The sequence below is a fragment of the Streptomyces coeruleorubidus genome, assembly GCF_028885415.1.
GTDB classification, from domain to species: Bacteria; Actinomycetota; Actinomycetes; order Streptomycetales; family Streptomycetaceae; genus Streptomyces; species Streptomyces coeruleorubidus_A.
The window spans coordinates 3,987,315-4,004,914 of the sequence record NZ_CP118527.1 but is presented as its reverse complement, the minus strand read 5'-3'; the positions used below and the strand labels follow the sequence as shown (position 1 = coordinate 4,004,914).

Genomic DNA, 17,600 nt, shown 5'->3' with positions numbered 1-17,600 from the left:
ACCAGAGGCCCTCGCCTCGTTCAAGGACCGCTCAGGGCGTGTCGCCTGTCACCAACGTCCCCGAACAGCACAACTAGGGCGCGTACGCCACGATCGTCCGGTCCGGGGCCGCCGGGATCGTGAGGGTCTCGAACGGGAGGGGCGGCAGGCCCGCGAGCGGGTGCCACAGCTGCTTCACCCGTGGTCGCGAGGCTTGACCAGGTGGTCGGCCCTCAGGCGGCGGAAGCCGTCGTCGGCGGGGGAGAGTTCACCGACCTGGTGGCCTACGCGATGAGCCGCCCGCGCCGGGGCGACCTGCGGCAGATCGTCGCGCTGCCGACGCGGCTGGTCTGAGCGGCGTGCGCCCGCTCAGTCCTCCCAGTCGCCGTTCCGGGAGGACTTTCGGCGGCCTCCGAACAGGCCCGGGTTGGTGCGGGCGGCCTGTACGACGTTGACGCCGACGATGCCCGCCCAGGCGGTGAGCAGGCCGGGCAGATGGCCCACGCCCCCGCCGATCGCGGACAGCGGCACCGCGAGGACGAGGGAGACGATCCCGAAGCCGAAGCGCTCGCCCCAGGAGTCCGTGGCTCCTGGCGACCGGGAGCCCCGGGCCGTCTGCATCTGCTGCTCGGTGATCTGCCGGCGCACCCGGCGCTCCACCGCGCCGTCGATCCGCTGGTCGATCTTCTCCAGGAACGAGTCCACCAGCGCGGACTCGTACTCCTCGCCCAGCTCCCTGCGCGCGTGCAGGGTGGCGTCGAGTTCCTTCTTCAGGTCGGTGTCCCGCGCGTCCATTCCGGTCATGTCACTCACGGTAGAAAGCCGGGCCGTCGGCCGCACTGGGGTTAGCCCCCGGTCGTACCTGGGGGCTGCCGGGCGCGAGGCGGTGAGAGCCGCTGCCGCTCGGCCCTGGCGGTGTCCGGCTGGTCGGATCCGAGTCTCTCCTCGCCCCTCTTACATACCCCCCATGGGTATGCTACGGTCGCAATCCAGGTACCCCCCAGGGGTATGTCAGAGAAGGGACGAACCCATGTCTGCCGTCAATCCCCGGCGCTGGTGGGCACTGGTCGTGCTCGCTGCCGCTCAGTTCATGGTCATCATGGACACGTCAATCATCGGGGTGGCGCTCCCCGAGATGCAGAAGGACCTCGGCTTCTCGCAGGGCGAGTTGCAGTGGGTCTTCAACGCCTACGTCATCGCCTTCGGCGGACTGCTGCTGCTCGGCGGCCGCCTCTCCGACCTGCTCGGTGCGCGCAAGGTCTTCAACACCGGCTGGGTCGTGCTGATCGCCGGCTCGGTCGTCGCGGCCGCCGCGCAGACGGCGTGGGTGGAGGTCGCCGGCCGTGCCGTTCAGGGTGTGGGCGGCGCGCTGATCGCACCGTCGGCCATGACGCTGCTGATGATGCTCTTCGCGCACGACCCGAAGGAGCTGGGCAAGGCCATGGCGCTCTACGGCGCCGCCGCGCCCGCGGGCGGCACGGCCGGTGTGTTCCTCGGCGGAGTGTTCACCGAGTGGCTGAGCTGGCCGTGGATCTTCATCATCTACGTCCCGATCGGCGTCGCCACCCTCGCGGCCACCAAGCTCCTGCCCGCCGTCGGCAGCCGTCGCGGTGCCGTGGACGTGCTCGGAGCGGCCGCGGTCACCGCAGGCCTGGCGCTCGCGGTCTTCGCCATCGTCCGCGCGCCGGAGGTCGGCTGGACCTCCACCGGGACCGTGCTCCAGCTGGCCGGTGCCGCCGCGCTGCTCGTGCTCTTCTTCGTGATCCAGAAGACGGTGCGCGAGCCGCTGATGCCGCTCGGCATCTGGCGCGTCCCGCGGCTCGGCTCGGCCAACCTCGCGATGACCCTGCTCGGTGCCGCGTGGATCCCGATGTGGTACTTCCTCAACCTGTACCTCCAGCAGGTGCTCGGCTACGGGGCGTTCGCCTCCGGTGCCGCGCTGCTGCCGATGACCGGCCTGCTGATGATCTTCATGACGGCGATCACCGCGAAGCTGATGGCGAAGTTCGGCGCCAAGCCGCTGATCGGCGGCGGTCTGCTGGTCCTCGCCGCCGGACTGCTGTGGCTGTCCGCCGTCGAGCCGACCGGCACCTTCGCGGTGGACGTCCTGCCCGCCTCGCTGGTCGCCGCGCTCGGCATGTCGCTCGCCTACATCCCGGCGATGATGGCCGCCATGTCCGGGGCTCCGCAGGAGCAGGCGGGTCTGGCGTCCGGCATCGTCAACACCACCTACCAGGTGGGCTCCGCACTGGGTCTCGCGGCGCTGACCGCGGTGGCCACGTCGCAGGGCGCCGGCCAGCTGGGCAACCTGCCCGCGCTGACGGACGGCTTCAGTGCCGCGTTCATCTGGGCCGCCGCCATCGCCGCACTGGGCGGACTGATCACCCTGCTGGCGATGCGCAGCGACAAGGCGGCTGCCGCACCGCAGGCCGACGCCGCCCCCGCGGCGCAGGGCGAGCGGGCCGGCGTCTAGCCGGCGGCCGCCCAGTGGGCAGGTGGAGGAGTCGCACAACGCCGCCGTCCACCAGGACAAGAGAACCTCCGAAGGGCCGTCCGGCACCGGGCAACCGGGGCATCGGACGGCCCTGAGTTCTGTCTGGAGAGGAGCACCCGTCTTGGACATGCAGACCCGTGCCGTGCACGCCCTGAACGAGCCCGCGCCGAGCGGCAGTCGGCCCTTGAGCGTTCCCATCGTCCAGTCCTCGGCCTTCGCCTTCGACTCCGCCGACGCGCTCGCCGACGCCATGGCCGGACCGGACGGCCCGTACGTCTACTCGCGCCGTGGCAACCCGACCGTACGGTCCCTGGAACGCACACTCGCCGCGCTGGAGGGCGGAGCCGCCGCCATCGCCTTCGCGTCCGGAATGGGCGCGATCAGCGGGGTGCTGCTCTCGCTGCTGCGGCCAGGTGACCATGTGATCGCCCAGCGCTGTCTGTACGGCGGTACGTACGCCGTGCTCTCGGACCTCGCGGCGCGGTACGGCGTCGAGGTGGAGTACGTACGAGGCGATGACGCGGCCGGGTTCGAGCGGCTCGTGCGGCCTGCCACTCGCGTGCTGCACCTCGAGACCATCGCCAATCCGACCGGGCAAGTGCCCGACCTGCCCGGCCTGTTGGCGGCCGCCCGGCGGCACGGTGTGGTGAGCGTGGTGGACAACTCGCTCGCGTCGCCCGTGCTGTGCCGCCCCATAGAGCACGGCGCCGACGTGGTCGTGCACTCGACGACCAAATATCTCGCGGGTCACTCCGACGTGCTGGGCGGGGCCGCCGTCTTCGCCGACGTGGAGCTGCGCGACCGGGTGTGGCCGCGCACGGTCGAACTCGGCGCCTGCGCCGACCCGTTCGCGGCCTGGCTGACCCTGCGCGGGCTGCCGTCGCTGCCGCTGCGGATGCGGCAGCACTGCGCGGGCGCACACCTGCTGGCCGGCCGTCTCGCGGAGCACGAGCAGGTCACCGCCGTGTACTGGCCCTGGCTGCCCGGCCATCCGTCGTACGACCTGGCGCGCAAGGTGCTGTCGGGAGGCGGCGGCATGGTCTCGTTCGAGCTCGCCGGCGGGCGGGCGGCCGGCCGAGCGTTCATCGAGCGGGTGCGGCTCGCCCGACTCGCGCTCTCGCTGGGCGGCGTGGAGACGCTGGTCGCCCACCCGGCGTCCACATCGCACCGGGAGCTCGGCGAGGAGGCCTTGGCGGCGGCCGGCATCGGTGCCGGAACGGTGCGGATGTCGGTGGGCATCGAGCACCCGGACGACCTCTGGCGAGACATCGAACAAGCCTTGGTCGGATCGTAGATTTGGATTGACAAAATAAACGGCTGATTCGTAGATTGGGGTACGTCAAGAGAATCTTTTCTCCGGCTCCAGGGGGCGTCATGCGCTACTTCGAGGACTTCCGCACCGGTGACATCCACGAGCTGGGCACCGTCACCGTCACCGAGGAGGAGGTGCTGGAGTTCGCGAGGCGCTTCGACCCGCAGCCCTTCCACACCGACCCGGAGCTCGCGAAGCAGTCGCCCTTCGGAGGGCTGATCGCCAGCGGCTTCCACACCTCGGCGCTCTTCATGCGGCGCTACGTCGACGGGCTCCTCGCCTACAGCGCCTGCGTCGGATCCCCGGGCATCGACGAGGTCCGCTACCACCGGCCCGTGCGTCCGGGCGACATCCTCACCGCGCGGATCCGGATCCTGGGATCGCGCCCCTCGCTCGGCAATCCCGCCACCGGCATCGTGCAGCCGCGCTGCGAGCTGGTGGCCCCCGACGGGACGGCCGTGTTCAGCATGATCCTGCACAGCATCTTCCGGCGGCGCCCCGCCGACTCCTCCGCCGAATCCCCCGCGTCGATGTCCGCGGCGGAGGACCCGGTCGCCTGTGTACGGGAGCGCTGAACACGGCCGTCCGCACACGCCCCGCTCCACTTCCGCTTCCGCTTCCGAAGCGCTTCTCGAAGGGAGACCTCCTGTGGAGGCCGTATCCCGCACTGCCCAGTGGACCGCCGCCGCGCGGGCACTGGAGACCGAGCGTGAGGACCGGCTGTTCGCCGATCCCTACGCCCGCACGGTCGCCGGCACCGTCGGCTTCACGCTGCTCGAGCGTTACGCGGGCGCAGGCACCGTGCCGTTCCTCGCCATCCGCACCACCTACCTGGACCGCGCCATCGGCCGCGCGATGGGGGAGCGGGAGATCCGCCAGGTCGTGTTCCTCGCGGCCGGTATGGACACCCGCTACTACCGGCTCGACTGGCCGACGGGCGTCACCGTCTACGAACTGGACCGGCCCGCACTGCTCGAGGCCAAGGCGGCCATGCTCGCCGACGAGCCGGAGCCGGCCGGCCGTGAACGCCGCACCGTCGCCGTCGACCTCACCCAGGACTGGACCGGCCCGCTGAAGGAAGCGGGCTGGCGTTCGGAACAGCCCACGCTGTGGGTGGTCGAGGGCCTGCTCTTCTTCCTGCCCGAAGACGCCGTGCGCACCCTGATCACGACCCTGTGGCAGCACAGCGCGCCGGGCTCCGTCCTCCTCGGCGACGTCATCAGCAAGGCGGCCCTGGAGAACCCGCTGTCGCGGCCCTTCATGAAGGTGCTCGAAGAGGACGGCAACCCATGGCTGTTCGGCACCGAGGAGCCCGAGCAGCTGCTCACCTCCTGCGGCTGGACGGTGCGCGAGGTGAAACAACCCGGCGAGGACGGCGCCGACTTCGGCCGCTGGCCCTACCCGGTGGCGCCTCGTGAGATGCCCCGTGTGCCGCGGTCCTTCCTGTTCACCGCGACCCGAGACGAGGCCACGTCATGACCGACCCGACCGGTGCCCCGAGCGCCGACCCGACCACCGACTTCCACCAGCGCGTCATCGACGACGCCGCGGCCGCCGTCCGCGGCCTGACCATCTCCCTCGGCGAGCGGCTCGGCCTGTACCGCGCACTCGCCGAGCACGGCCCGCTCACCCCCGCGGAGCTCGCGGAGCGCGCCGGCGTCACCGCGCGGTACGCGCAGGAGTGGCTGCACGCCCAGCTCAGCGCCGACTACGTGGAGCGCCACCCGTCGTCCGACAAGTACACCCTGCCGCAGGCGCACGCCGCCGTCCTCGCCGAGGCCGGGTCCGCCACGTACGCCGCGGGGTTCTTCACCGCGCTGAAGGCGCTGTACGCCACCGAGGACCTGCTGGTCGACGCCTACCGCACCGGCGAGGGCGTCGGCTGGGCCGAGCACGACCCGGCGCTCGACACCGGCATGGGCAGCTTCTTCCAGCCCACCTACCGGCACCGGCTGCTGAGCGACTGGCTGCCCGCGCTGGACGGCGTCACCGAGAAGCTGGCCAGCGGCGGCAGCGTCGCCGACATCGGCTGCGGCGTGGGACACACCACCCTGCTCATCGCCAAGGCCTACCCGCAGGCAAGGGTGTACGGCTTCGACTACTCGGAGGAAGCCGTCGCCATCGCCCGGCAGCTCGCCGACGACGCGGGCCTGTCCGATCGCGTCGTCTTCGAGACCGCGTCCGCCGACGACTACCCGGGAAGCGGCTACGACCTGGTCACCTTCTTCAACTGCCTGCACGACATGGGCGACCCGGTCGCCGCCGCCCAGCACGTCCACAAGTCCCTGGACCAGGACGGCACCTGGATGCTCGTGGAGTCCAACGTCTCGCCCGCCGACATCGACACCCGCACACCGGCGGCCCGCATGTTCATGTCGCTGTCCGCCGTGATGTGCCTGCCGGTCGCCGTCGCCCAGCGCGGCCCGCACGCCCTCGGCAACCACTCCGGCGAGAAGGCGTTCCGCGCCATCGCGGAGGAGGCCGGCTTCAGCCGCTGGCGGCGCGCGACCGAGACCCCGGTCAACGCCGTGTACGAGGTCCGGCCCTGAGCAGCGCGCCACGTCCGGCCCTGAACCACGTAAGACGTCCGGTCCCGACCCGCCCGCGTACCCGACAGGAGAGACCATGGCCGCCACGGCCCTGCCCGTCACCGACCGCTTCCTCGAAGTCCTCCAACGGCTCAGCGAGAAGGCCGTCGAGGACTACTACAACCCGTACCAGCAGTTCGACTGGCCCGAGAAGCTGGACGAGAACCGCCTGTGGATGAGCCCCGAGCTGCTCACCCCCTACGGCACCCCGTACTTCGACGAGCTCGGCGAACAGACCCTGCACCGGCTGTCCAAGTGGGAGTCCATCAACTTCTACAGCCTCAACGTGCACGGCATCCGCGAACTGCTCATCGAGGTCGTGGGCCGCATCCACATGCCCGGCTTCGAAGTGCCGTCCGACTTCTTCCACCACTTCATCGGCGAGGAGAACGAACACATGTGGTTCTTCGCCGAGTTCTGCCGCCGCTACGGCGACAAGATCTACGCCTCGACCGCCCTGCGCGCCGACTCGGCCTGGGAACCCGAGGTCGAGAACTTCCTCGTCTTCGCCCGCATCCTGTTCTTCGAGGAGCTGGTCGACCACTACAACATGCGGATGGCGCAGGACGAGACGCTCTGCGACACCATCCGCAAGGTCAACCGCATCCACCACCAGGACGAGTCCCGGCACATCGCCTTCGGGCGCGAGCTGGTCTCGCTGCTGTTCACCCGGATGCGCGATGCGGTGGGCGAGGAGCGGCTGCGCGAGGTGGAGAGCTACCTCAAGCGCTACGTCGTCTTCAGCGTCAACTCCCTCTACAACCCGCACGTCTACCGCGACGCCGGCATCGCCGACCCGCTCGGTCTGCGCAATGCCCTCGTCGCCGACGAACGCCGGCGCGCGCACGAGCGCAAGGCCATCCGCAAGCCGCTCGCCTTCTTCCTCAAGACCGGGATCTTCTCCGACGACACGCTGCCGGTCATCTGACCCGAGAGGTGGTCAACCACCGTGTCCCACACCACGTTCACAGCCCCGCGATCTTCCCCGGCTTCCCCCGGAACAGCCCGCGGCCTACCCTCCCTCGGACCGGAGGGCACCACCCTGCTGCGGCTCCTCGACGACACCTTCGAACGGTGGGGAGTGGTCGCCGGAGCACGCTCCATGACCATGCCCCCGCTGCTGCCGGCCGCGGATCTGAGGCGCCTGGACTACTACGAGAACTTCCCGCACCAGGCCGTCGTCGCCACCGCCATCGAGGTCGACCGGCGCGGTGAGTTCTGTACCGAGACCGGATGCTTTCCCTGCAGCACTCTGCAACCAGCCGACCTCGGTCTGCCCTCCGCGTCCTGTTACGCGGTCTACCTCGACCACGAGGGCCGCGAGGTGGCGGCGGACACCCTCGTCACGGTCGTCGGCTGGTGCTTCCGCAAGGAGGAGCGTTACGAGGGGCTCAGGCGCCAACTCGGCTTTCGCATGCGGGAGATCGTGGCGCTGGGCAGCCGCGAGCACGCCGAGAGCCACCTGTGCGACTTCAGCGACCGCATCATCGCCTTCGCCCGGGCGCTGGACCTGCCGCTGCGCAAGGAAGCCGCCTGCGACCCCTTCTACGACAAGGGCGGCTCCAAGGCGGTGCTGCAGCGGCTGTCGCCCGTCAAACACGAGTTCCTCTACGAGGACCTGGCGATCGCCTCCGTCAACACCCACCGCAACTTCTTCGGCGACCGCTGCTCCATCACCCTCGCGGGCACCGGCGGACCGGCCTTCACCAGCTGCGTCGCCTTCGGTCTCGAGCGCTGGCTGTCCGCACTCACCCGGCGGCACGGCAGCTGGGCCGCCGCCACTGAGGCCGTCCACGCGGCCAGGGACCGTCTCTCCCCCGTCGGACCGGGGGTGTGACGTGCCGGCCCGCCCCACCGCCGCAGGCGGCGGCCCGGGCTGGGCGAACCTCGGCATGGACATCGTGTCCGTCAAGCGCGTCCGCCGACTCCTCGAGGACCACGGCGAGGGGTTCTTCGAGCGGATGCTGGACCCCGGAGAACTCGCCGACTGCCGCACGTCCAGCGGGCTTGATCTGCTCAGTCTCTGCGGCCGGATCGCGGCCAAGGAGGCGGCGTTCAAGACACTGCGGGTCCGGGGCCGGTTCCTGCCGTGGCGGGACATCGTGGTGCGCCGCTCGGACGGCGGCTGGCCGCTCGTCGAACTGCGGCGCAGCGCCGCCGACATGGCGGCGCAGTCCGGCATCACGGACATCACGGTGAGCATCAGCCACGACGTGGACTACGCGGTGGCCGTGGCCGCCCCCATCCTCGGCGATCCCTCCGGCCTGAGGCCGTGAGACGCCTGCCCACCCACCCGTACACAGCAACGTGAGGAGCACACTCATGAGCGAGGCCCTGCAGCAGGTCAAGGACTGGATCCTCAAGCGTCACCCGGACCGCGAGGACATCCCGGGCGACCTGGACCTGATCGAGAACCGCCTCATCGACTCGCTGTCCTTCGTCGAGTTCGTCTTCCTGCTGGAGCAGCACAGCGGCCGCCCCATCGAGATGGAGACCCTGGAGGTCGACGCCATCCGCACCCTCGACGCCATCGACGCCAACTTCTTCCGTGCGGAGGTGAAGTGAGATGGGCCGGAGGCTCTTCACCTCCGAATCGGTCACCGAGGGCCATCCCGACAAGATCGCCGACCGGATCAGCGACACGGTCCTGGACGCGCTGCTCGCCCAGGACCCGGCCGCGCGCGTCGCCGTGGAGACCCTGATCACCACGGGGCAGGTGCACATCGCGGGCGAGGTCACCACGACCGCGTACGCCCCCATCGCCCAGCTCGTGCGCGACACGATCCTGGAGATCGGCTACGACTCCTCCGCGAAAGGCTTCGACGGGGCGTCCTGCGGTGTTTCGGTCTCGATCGGATCCCAGTCCCCCGACATCGCGCAGGGGGTGGACTCCGCGTACGAGGCGCGGATCGAAGGTGTCTCCCAGAGGGACGAAGAGGCCGAGCTGTCCCGGCAGGGCGCGGGCGACCAGGGCCTGATGTTCGGGTACGCCTGCGACGACACCCCTCAGTTCATGCCCCTGCCGATCCACCTCGCGCACCGGCTGGCCGAGCGGCTGACCGAGGTCCGCAAGAACGGAACCTGCCCCTACCTGCGGCCGGACGGCAAGACGCAGGTCACCATCGAGTACGACGGCGACTGGCCGGTACGTCTGGACACCGTCGTCGTCTCCTCCCAGCACGCCCCCGACATCAGCCTCGACGGCCTCCTGGCCCCGGACATCCGGGACCTCGTCGTCGAGCCCACGCTCAAGGCGCTGGCCGAACAAGGCCTGAGTCTGGAGAGCGACGGTTACCGGCTGCTGGTCAACCCCACCGGGCGGTTCGAGGTCGGAGGGCCCATGGGCGACGCCGGCCTGACCGGCCGCAAGATCATCATCGACACGTACGGCGGCATGGCCCGCCACGGCGGCGGCGCCTTCTCCGGCAAGGACCCCTCCAAGGTGGACCGCTCGGCGGCGTACGCGATGCGCTGGGTCGCCAAGAACGTCGTCGCCGCGGGCCTCGCCACCCGCTGCGAGGTCCAGGTCGCCTACGCCATCGGCAAGGCCGAGCCCGTCGGCCTGTTCGTCGAGACCTTCGGCACCGAATCCGTGCCCGTGGACCGCATCCAGGCCGCCATCACCGAAGTGTTCGACCTGCGGCCTGCCGCGATCATCCGTGACCTGGACCTGTTGCGGCCGATCTACGCCGGGACCTCGGCGTACGGCCACTTCGGGCGTGAACTCCCGGATTTCTCATGGGAGTCCACGGACCGGGTCGAGGCCCTGCTCAGGGCTGTGGAGGGCTGAGATGCGCATCGCTGTCACGGGCTCCATCGCCACCGACCATCTGATGTCGTTCCCGGGGAGCTTCACCGACCAGCTTCTGGCCGACCGCCTCGACCGTGTCTCCCTGTCCTTCCTCGCCGACCGGCTGGAGATCCGTAGCGGCGGCGTGGCAGCGAACATCTCCTTCGGCCTCGGGCTGCTCGGCATGCGGCCGGTGCTCGTCGGCGCGGTCGGCGGCGACTTCGAGCCCTACCGGATCCGGCTGAAGCAGCACGGGGTCGACACCGACTCCGTGCTGGTCAGCGAGGAGCATCACACGGCACGCTTCGTGTGCACGACCGACCGGATGCAGAACCAGATCGCGACCTTCTACGCCGGCGCCATGGCGCAAGCCCGCCGGATCGACCTGCGGACGGTCGTGGAGCGGGTCGGCCGGCTCGGACTGGTGATGGTCTCGCCCGACGACCCCGAGGCCATGCTCCGGCACACTCGGGCCTGCCGCTCACTGGGCATCCCCTTCGCAGCAGACCCGTCCCAGCAACTGGCGCGCCTGAGCAAGGACGACGTCCTCGAACTGATCGACGGCGCACGCTGGCTGTTCACCAACGAGTACGAGACCGCGCTGCTGCAGGACCGCACCGGCCTGACCGCTCCGGAGATCCTGCGCCGCGTCGGCTGCTGGGTCACCACGCACGCAGCAGCGGGCGTCCGAATCCGCAGGGACGGGCGCCAGGCCCTGGCCGTTCCCGCGGTCGAGGTGTCGGGCGTCGTGGACCCCACCGGAGTCGGTGACGCCTTCCGCGCGGGATTCCTCGCGGGCGTGGCGTGGGGCGTGCCGGAGAAGTGCGCCGCCCAACTCGGCTGCGTCCTGGCCGCCACGGTCCTGGACTACGTCGGCACGCAGGAGTACCGGCTGTACCGCGACGCGCTGCTCGCGCGGCTGCGGGCCACCTACGGAGTGGGGTGCGCCGCGCACCTCGTGGCTCATCTGCGGGGGCTGTCGTGACGGGGACGCGCGGCGACGGTCTGAGGACGGCGCTCGCCACCCGTGTGGTGGTGGCGGACGGGGCGATGGGCACCATGCTCCAGGCACAGGACCCCACGCTGGACGACTTCCGGAACCTGGAGGGCTGTAACGAGATCTTGAACGTGACGCGACCGGACATCGTCCGGTCGGTCCACGACGCGTACTTCGCCGTGGGCGTCGACTGCGTGGAGACCAACACCTTCGGCGCGAACCTCGCCGCCCTGGGGGAGTACGGGATCGCCGAGCGGACCTTCGAGCTCTCGCAGGCCGGCGCCCGGGTCGCCCGGGAGGCGGCCGACGAGTTCACCGCCCGCGACGGGCGCCCGCGCTGGGTGCTGGGCTCCATGGGGCCCGGCACGAAGCTGCCCACGCTGGGCCACATCGCCTTCCACGCGGTCCGGGACGCCTACCAGCGGAACGCCGAGGGCCTGCTCGCGGGCGGCGCGGACGCGCTGCTGGTGGAGACGACGCAGGACCTGCTGCAGACGAAGGCCGCGGTGCTGGGCGCGAAACGAGCGTTGGCCGCGACGGACGTGGACGTGCCGGTGCTGGTGTCGGTCACGGTCGAGACGACCGGCACGATGTTGCTGGGCTCGGAGATCGGCGCGGCGCTGACCGCGCTGGAGCCGCTGGGCATCGACATGATCGGCCTGAACTGCGCGACGGGTCCGGCGGAGATGAGCGAGCACCTGCGCCACCTGTCCCGGCACTCGCGCATCCCGCTCTCCTGCATGCCCAACGCCGGCCTGCCCGTGCTGACCAAGGACGGGGCGCACTACCCGCTGACCGCTCCCGAGCTGGCGGATGCGCAGGAGACGTTCGTGCGCGAGTACGGCCTGTCTCTGGTCGGCGGCTGCTGTGGGACGACGCCCGAGCACCTGCGCCAGATCGTGGAACGGGTGCGGGACCTTGAGGTGCCGCCCCGTGATCCGAGGCCCGAGCCGGGTGCGGCGTCGCTGTATCAGTCGGTGCCCTTCCGGCAGGACACCTCCTACCTGGCGATCGGTGAGCGGACGAACGCCAACGGTTCGAAGAAGTTCCGTGAGGCCATGCTGGAGGGCCGCTGGGACGACTGTGTGGAGATGGCCCGGGAGCAGATCCGTGAGGGCGCGCACATGCTGGACCTGTGCGTGGACTACGTCGGCCGGGACGGTGTGGCCGACATGGAGGAACTGGCCGGCCGCTTCGCCACGGCTTCCACGCTGCCGATCGTGCTGGACTCCACCGAGGTCGAGGTGATCCGGGCCGGTCTGGAAAAGCTCGGCGGCCGCGCGGTGATCAACTCGGTGAACTACGAGGACGGTGACGGTCCGGAGTCCCGTTTCGCCAAGGTCACGCAGCTGGCCAGGGAGCACGGTGCCGCGCTGATCGCGCTGACCATCGACGAGGAGGGCCAGGCCCGCACCGCGGAGAAGAAGGTCGAGATCGCCGAGCGGCTGATCGAGGACCTGACCGGGAACTGGGGCATCCACGAGGAGGACATCCTCGTCGACTGCCTGACCTTCACCATCTGCACGGGCCAGGAGGAGTCCCGGGGCGACGGGATCGCCACCATCGAGGGCATCCGTGAGCTGAAGCGGCGCCACCCGCGTGTGCAGACCACGCTGGGCCTGTCGAACATCTCCTTCGGCCTCAACCCGGCCGCCCGGATCCTGCTCAACTCGGTCTTCCTGGACGAGTGTGTCAAGGCGGGATTGGACTCGGCGATCGTGCACGCCTCGAAGATCCTGCCGATCGCCCGCTTCTCCGAGGAGGAGGTCCAAACGGCTCTGGACCTCATCTACGACCGGCGCGCCGAGGGCTATGACCCGTTGCAGAAGCTGATGCAGTTGTTCGAGGGTGCCACGGCCAAGTCCCTGAAGGCGGGCAAGGCCGAGGAGCTGGCCGCGCTGCCGCTGGACGAGCGCCTGAAGCGGCGCATCATCGACGGTGAGCGCAACGGCCTGGAGGCCGACCTCGATGAGGCCTTGCAGTCGCGCCCGGCCCTGGACATCGTCAACGAGACGCTGCTGGAGGGTATGAAGGTCGTCGGTGAGCTGTTCGGTTCCGGCCAGATGCAGCTGCCGTTCGTGCTGCAGTCGGCCGAGGTGATGAAGACGGCGGTGTCCCATCTCGAGCCGCACATGGAGAAGGTCGAGGGCGACGAGGCCGGCAAGGGCACGATCGTGCTGGCCACCGTGCGCGGCGATGTGCATGACATCGGCAAGAACCTGGTCGACATCATCTTGACCAACAACGGCTACAACGTCGTCAACCTGGGGATCAAGCAGCCGGTCTCGGCGATCCTGGACGCCGCCGAGGAGCACAGGGCCGATGTCATCGGCATGTCCGGGCTCCTGGTCAAGTCCACGGTGATCATGAAGGAGAACCTGGAGGAGCTGAACTCCCGGGGTCTGGCCGCCCGCTTCCCGGTCATCCTCGGCGGTGCCGCCCTGACCCGCGCCTACGTCGAGCAGGACCTGCACGAGATCTACCAGGGCGAGGTCCGCTACGCCCGCGACGCCTTCGAGGGCCTGCGTCTGATGGACGCGCTTATGGCGGTGAAACGGGGCATCCCAGGAGCCGCTCTCCCGGAACTCAGACAGCGCCGGGTCAAGGCCGCCGCCACGGTGCGGAACACGGAGCGGCCGGCGGAGAGCCCACGGCGCTCGGACGTGGCCACCGGCAATCCCGTGCCGACACCGCCGTTCTTCGGCACCCGCGTCGTCAAGGGCATTCCCTTGAAGGAGTACGCCTCCTGGCTGGACGAGGGCGCCCTGTTCAAGGGCCAGTGGGGCCTCACGCGGGACATGATCGAATCCGTGGGGCGGCCCAGGCTGCGGATGTGGCTGGACCGGCTGCGGACCGAGAACCTTCTCGAAGCCGCCGTGGTCTACGGCTACTTCCCGTGTGTGTCGAAGGACGACGACCTGATCGTCCTGGACGGGCACGGCACCGAGCGCACCCGTTTCACCTTCCCCCGTCAGGACCGCGGCCGGCGCTTCTGCCTGGCCGACTTCTTCCGCCCGGAGGAGAGCGGCCAGGTCGATGTCGTGGGGCTCCAGATCGTCACCGTCGGCTCGCGGATCGGTCAGGCCACGGCCGAACTGTTCGAGTCCGACGCCTACCGCGACTACCTGGAACTGCACGGCCTGTCCGTGCAGTTGGCCGAGGCGCTCGCCGAGTACTGGCACGCCCGTGTCCGCGCGGAACTCGGCATCGGCGTTCACGACCCGGCCGGCCTGGACGGCATGCTCCGTACCCGGTACCAGGGCTGCCGTTACTCGCTCGGCTACCCGGCCTGCCCCGACCTGGAAGACCGCGGCAAGATCGCCGGCCTGCTGCGGCCGGAGCGGATCGGCGTGGCGCTCTCCGAGGAGTTCCAGCTCCACCCGGAGCAGTCCACGGACGCGATCGTCGTCCACCACCCCGAGGCGAGCTACTTCAATGCGGGAGGCCGCCCATGACGACCGGCAGGACCACGTTCTCCTTCGAGTTCTTCCCTCCCAAGACCGCGAACGGAGAGCGCACCCTCTGGGAAGCGATCCGCCGGGTGGAGGCGCTGCGGCCCGACTTCGTGTCCGTGACGTACGGCGCCGGAGGCTCCTCTCGCGACCGCACCGTCGCCGTCACCCGGCGCATCGCCGCGGAGACCACCCTGCGTCCGGTCGCCCACCTCACCGCCATCGGCCACTCGGTCGCCGAGCTGCGGCACATCATCGGCGCCTACGCGGACGCCGGTATCCGCGACGTCCTCGTCCTGCGCGGCGATCCGCCCGGCGACCCCCGGGGCGAGTGGCTCCCGCACCCGGACGGCTTCACCCACGCCTACCAGCTGGTCGAACTGGTCCGCTCGCTCGGCGACTTCACCATCGGCGTGGCCGCCTTTCCGGAAGGGCACCCCCGGTCACCGGATCCGGAGACCGACCTCCGCCACTTCGTGGCCAAGTGCAAGGCCGGCGCGGACTACGCCATCACGCAGATGTTCTTCCACGTCGAGGACTATCTCCGGCTCCGGGACCGGGTGGCGGCCGCCGGCTGCCACACCCCGATCATCCCGGAGATCATGCCCGCCACCGACGTACGGCAGATCCGCCGTTTCGCGGAACTCAGCAACGCGGCCTTCCCCGAAGACCTGGCCCACCGGCTCGAAGCCGCCCGGGACGACCCCGGGGCCGCATACCGCGTCGGCGTCGACCACGCCGTCGCCATGGCCGAACGGCTCCTCGCCGAAGGCGCCCCCGGCCTGCACTACATCACCCTCAACCGTTCCACCGCGGCCCTCGACATCCACCGCACCGTCCGAGCCTCAAGGAGCCTCAGTGCCCGCTGACCGCCACCACCGCGCCGACCCGCCGGACTTCAAGGTCGCCGACCTGTCCCTGGCCGAGTTCGGCCGCAAGGAGATCACCCTCGCCGAGCACGAGATGCCCGGCCTGATGGCGATCCGCAAGGAGTACGCCGAGGCGCAGCCGCTGGCCGGCGCTCGCGTCACCGGCTCCCTGCACATGACCGTGCAGACGGCCGTGCTCATCGAGACGCTGGTCGCCCTGGGCGCCCAGGTCCGCTGGGCCTCCTGCAACATCTACTCCACCCAGGACCACGCGGCCGCGGCGATCGCCGCCGCCGGCGTCCCGGTGTTCGCCTGGAAGGGCGAGACGCTTCAGGAGTACTGGTGGTGCACGGAGCAGGCGCTGACCTGGCCGGACAGCCCCACGGGCGGCCCGAACATGATCCTGGACGACGGCGGTGACGCCACCCTCCTCGTCCACAAGGGCGTCGAGTACCGGAAGACCGGTGAGCTGCCCCCGGCGGACAACGAGGAACTCGCGGCCGTACGCGACCTGCTGGAGGCGAGCTCACTCGACTGGACCGGGATCGCCGCGCAGATCCGCGGCGTGACGGAGGAGACCACGACCGGTGTCCACCGCCTGTACGAGATGCAGCGCGAGGGCACTCTCCTGTTCCCGGCGATCAATGTCAACGACGCCGTGACCAAGTCGAAGTTCGACAACAAGTACGGCTGCCGTCACTCGCTGATCGACGGCATCAACCGCGCCACCGATGTCCTCATCGGCGGTAAGACGGCGGTGGTGTGCGGTTACGGTGACGTGGGCAAGGGCTGTGCGGAGTCCCTGCGCGGTCAGGGTGCGCGGGTGATCGTCACCGAGATCGACCCGATCTGCGCGTTGCAGGCGGCGATGGACGGCTACCAGGTGACGACGCTGGACGAGGTCGTCGAGACGGCCGACATCTTCATCACCACGACCGGTAACAAGGACATCATCATGGCCGGCGACATGGCCAGGATGAAGCACCAGGCGATCATCGGGAACATCGGTCACTTCGACAACGAGATCGACATGGCCGGTCTGGCGAGGATCCCGGGGATCGTCAAGGACGAGGTGAAGCCGCAGGTGCACACGTGGACCTTCCCGGACGGCAAGGTGATCATCGTGCTGTCGGAGGGCCGTCTGCTGAATCTGGGCAACGCCACCGGTCACCCGTCGTTCGTGATGTCCAACAGCTTCGCGGACCAGACCCTGGCCCAGATCGAGCTGTTCACCAAGCCCGACGAGTACCCGACCGGTGTGTATGTGCTGCCCAAGCACCTGGACGAGAAGGTCGCGCGTCTCCACCTGGAGGCGCTCGGTGTGAAGCTGACCATGCTCCGTCCCGAGCAGGCCGAGTACATCGGTGTGAAGGTCGAGGGTCCGTACAAGCCGGACCACTACCGCTACTGAGCAGGCGGTGAAGACACGATGTCCGAGTACTCCGCGTACGAGGAGTCCGAGCGGGATCCGGAGCTGCCCGGTCGGCTGCTCCGCACCGAGCGCGACGCCCTGATGCCCCTGCTCCGCGCCTCCGGCAAGGAGCGGTTCGAACTGCGCACGGCCTGCCCCGGTTGGACCGTGCGTCAGCTCCTCGCGCACTGCGGTGCCGCACTGGTCCGTATCGTCGAGGGCCGCCTCGAGGAAGGCGTGTTCCTGCCGGAGTCGAACGCCGCCGATGTCGCGGAGCGCGAGGACTGGCCGCTGAGCCGCGTCCTCGACGAGTTGGAGCGAGGCTTCACCGAGGCGGGAGACGTCATCGCCGGTCACAAGGACGGTCGGCTGGACGCGGTCGCGCTGGGGGAGTGGGTGCACGCCGGCGACGTACGTGAGGCGTTCGGCGAGCCGGGGGCCTACGGCGGCAGGAGCACCGAGTACGCGCTGCCGCTTCTCGAAGTGACCAGCCGCAGACGGAACACCCCGCGCCTGCACGCGTTCCTTTCCTGCAGCACGCCGCCGCTGGTCCTCGGTGACGAGACCGAGGACCGTCCGGTCGCGCAGTTCTGGGGTGACGTGCCGACACTGATGCGCCTCTACACGGGCCGCCCGCTCGTCGGGACGCGCTACGAACTGCACGGTGCGACGGAGCAGGAGCTGTGCATCTACCGGTGACCCGGTCGG

17 protein-coding genes are annotated in these 17,600 nt (G+C 69.9%); 16 read left to right on the top strand and 1 reads right to left on the bottom strand.

Annotation, left to right across the window (positions count from 1 at the left end):
* Positions 1–180 precede the first annotated feature (180 nt).
* Positions 181–333: a hypothetical protein gene (locus tag PV963_RS18465; RefSeq protein WP_274816837.1), complete on the top strand. Its 153-nt coding sequence runs from the start codon at positions 181–183 to the stop codon at positions 331–333.
* A 15-nt stretch (positions 334–348) separates the two neighbouring features.
* On the opposite strand, the gene PV963_RS18460 is transcribed toward PV963_RS18465, so the two are convergent.
* Positions 349–774 carry a hypothetical protein gene (locus tag PV963_RS18460; protein ID WP_274822053.1) on the bottom strand — a complete coding sequence of 142 codons (426 nt, stop codon included), beginning with the start codon at positions 772–774 and terminating at the stop codon, positions 349–351.
* Between the two features lie 235 nt (positions 775–1,009).
* Between PV963_RS18460 and PV963_RS18455 the strand changes: the two genes are divergently transcribed.
* The 15 genes from PV963_RS18455 (at position 1,010) to PV963_RS18385 (ending at position 17,591) form a co-directional block, all read left to right on the top strand.
* Positions 1,010–2,452 (top strand): MFS transporter, encoded by a 1,443-nt coding sequence (locus tag PV963_RS18455; protein ID WP_274816836.1) that lies wholly within the window; start codon positions 1,010–1,012, stop codon positions 2,450–2,452.
* 148 nt (positions 2,453–2,600) lie between these two features.
* Positions 2,601–3,767: a trans-sulfuration enzyme family protein gene (locus PV963_RS18450; protein ID WP_274822052.1), complete on the top strand. Its 1,167-nt coding sequence runs from the start codon at positions 2,601–2,603 to the stop codon at positions 3,765–3,767.
* 80 nt (positions 3,768–3,847) lie between these two features.
* Positions 3,848–4,360 carry a MaoC family dehydratase gene (locus PV963_RS18445; RefSeq protein ID WP_274816835.1) on the top strand — a complete coding sequence of 171 codons (513 nt, stop codon included), beginning with the start codon at positions 3,848–3,850 and terminating at the stop codon, positions 4,358–4,360.
* A 73-nt stretch (positions 4,361–4,433) separates the two neighbouring features.
* Positions 4,434–5,264 carry a class I SAM-dependent methyltransferase gene (locus PV963_RS18440; protein WP_274816834.1) on the top strand — a complete coding sequence of 277 codons (831 nt, stop codon included), beginning with the start codon at positions 4,434–4,436 and terminating at the stop codon, positions 5,262–5,264.
* A complete protein-coding gene (locus PV963_RS18435; protein ID WP_274816833.1) occupies positions 5,261–6,334 on the top strand; it encodes a class I SAM-dependent methyltransferase in 1,074 nt (357 codons plus the stop codon). Before PV963_RS18440 ends, PV963_RS18435 begins: the two co-directional genes overlap by 4 nt.
* A gap of 76 nt (positions 6,335–6,410) precedes the next feature.
* Positions 6,411–7,301, top strand: coding sequence for a diiron oxygenase (locus PV963_RS18430; protein WP_274816832.1), 891 nt, complete (start codon positions 6,411–6,413; stop codon positions 7,299–7,301).
* Positions 7,302–7,322: 21 nt separating this feature from the next.
* Positions 7,323–8,210 carry a hypothetical protein gene (locus tag PV963_RS18425; protein WP_274816831.1) on the top strand — a complete coding sequence of 296 codons (888 nt, stop codon included), beginning with the start codon at positions 7,323–7,325 and terminating at the stop codon, positions 8,208–8,210.
* 1 nt (position 8,211) lies between these two features.
* On the top strand, positions 8,212–8,649 hold the full coding sequence (gene acpS, locus PV963_RS18420; RefSeq protein ID WP_274816830.1) for a holo-ACP synthase: 438 nt from the start codon (positions 8,212–8,214) through the stop codon (positions 8,647–8,649).
* A gap of 46 nt (positions 8,650–8,695) precedes the next feature.
* On the top strand, positions 8,696–8,938 hold the full coding sequence (locus tag PV963_RS18415) for an acyl carrier protein (protein WP_274816829.1): 243 nt from the start codon (positions 8,696–8,698) through the stop codon (positions 8,936–8,938).
* A 1-nt stretch (position 8,939) separates the two neighbouring features.
* Positions 8,940–10,163 carry a methionine adenosyltransferase gene (gene metK / locus PV963_RS18410; RefSeq protein WP_274816828.1) on the top strand — a complete coding sequence of 408 codons (1,224 nt, stop codon included), beginning with the start codon at positions 8,940–8,942 and terminating at the stop codon, positions 10,161–10,163.
* Position 10,164: 1 nt separating this feature from the next.
* Positions 10,165–11,148 carry a carbohydrate kinase family protein gene (locus PV963_RS18405; RefSeq protein ID WP_274816827.1) on the top strand — a complete coding sequence of 328 codons (984 nt, stop codon included), beginning with the start codon at positions 10,165–10,167 and terminating at the stop codon, positions 11,146–11,148.
* Positions 11,145–14,615, top strand: a complete 3,471-nt coding sequence (gene metH, locus PV963_RS18400) for a methionine synthase (RefSeq protein ID WP_274816826.1) — start codon at positions 11,145–11,147, stop codon at positions 14,613–14,615. The genes PV963_RS18405 and metH overlap by 4 nt, the downstream gene beginning before the upstream one ends.
* A complete protein-coding gene (metF, locus tag PV963_RS18395; RefSeq protein WP_274816825.1) occupies positions 14,612–15,481 on the top strand; it encodes a methylenetetrahydrofolate reductase [NAD(P)H] in 870 nt (289 codons plus the stop codon). The genes metH and metF overlap by 4 nt, the downstream gene beginning before the upstream one ends.
* On the top strand, positions 15,471–16,892 hold the full coding sequence (gene ahcY / locus PV963_RS18390) for an adenosylhomocysteinase (protein WP_274816824.1): 1,422 nt from the start codon (positions 15,471–15,473) through the stop codon (positions 16,890–16,892). Before metF ends, ahcY begins: the two co-directional genes overlap by 11 nt.
* Positions 16,893–16,910: 18 nt before the next feature.
* A complete protein-coding gene (locus tag PV963_RS18385) occupies positions 16,911–17,591 on the top strand; it encodes a maleylpyruvate isomerase family mycothiol-dependent enzyme (RefSeq protein ID WP_274816823.1) in 681 nt (226 codons plus the stop codon).
* The last annotated feature ends 9 nt before the right edge of the window (positions 17,592–17,600 follow it).

What these genes read in the sequence shown, in the direction of transcription:
- PV963_RS18430 (WP_274816832.1), top strand. Translation starts at nt 6,411, where the DNA reads ATGGCCGCCACGGCCCTGCCCGTCACCGACCGCTTCCTCGAAGTCCTC.
- PV963_RS18445 (WP_274816835.1), top strand. Translation starts at nt 3,848, where the DNA reads ATGCGCTACTTCGAGGACTTCCGCACCGGTGACATCCACGAGCTGGGC.
- PV963_RS18450 (WP_274822052.1), top strand. Translation starts at nt 2,601, where the DNA reads ATGCAGACCCGTGCCGTGCACGCCCTGAACGAGCCCGCGCCGAGCGGC.
- PV963_RS18435 (WP_274816833.1), top strand. Translation starts at nt 5,261, where the DNA reads ATGACCGACCCGACCGGTGCCCCGAGCGCCGACCCGACCACCGACTTC.
- metF (WP_274816825.1), top strand. Translation starts at nt 14,612, where the DNA reads ATGACGACCGGCAGGACCACGTTCTCCTTCGAGTTCTTCCCTCCCAAG.
- PV963_RS18405 (WP_274816827.1), top strand. Translation starts at nt 10,165, where the DNA reads ATGCGCATCGCTGTCACGGGCTCCATCGCCACCGACCATCTGATGTCG.
- PV963_RS18415 (WP_274816829.1), top strand. Translation starts at nt 8,696, where the DNA reads ATGAGCGAGGCCCTGCAGCAGGTCAAGGACTGGATCCTCAAGCGTCAC.
- PV963_RS18455 (WP_274816836.1), top strand. Translation starts at nt 1,010, where the DNA reads ATGTCTGCCGTCAATCCCCGGCGCTGGTGGGCACTGGTCGTGCTCGCT.
- PV963_RS18385 (WP_274816823.1), top strand. Translation starts at nt 16,911, where the DNA reads ATGTCCGAGTACTCCGCGTACGAGGAGTCCGAGCGGGATCCGGAGCTG.
- PV963_RS18460 (WP_274822053.1), bottom strand. Translation starts at nt 774, where the DNA reads ATGGACGCGCGGGACACCGACCTGAAGAAGGAACTCGACGCCACCCTG.
- metK (WP_274816828.1), top strand. Translation starts at nt 8,940, where the DNA reads ATGGGCCGGAGGCTCTTCACCTCCGAATCGGTCACCGAGGGCCATCCC.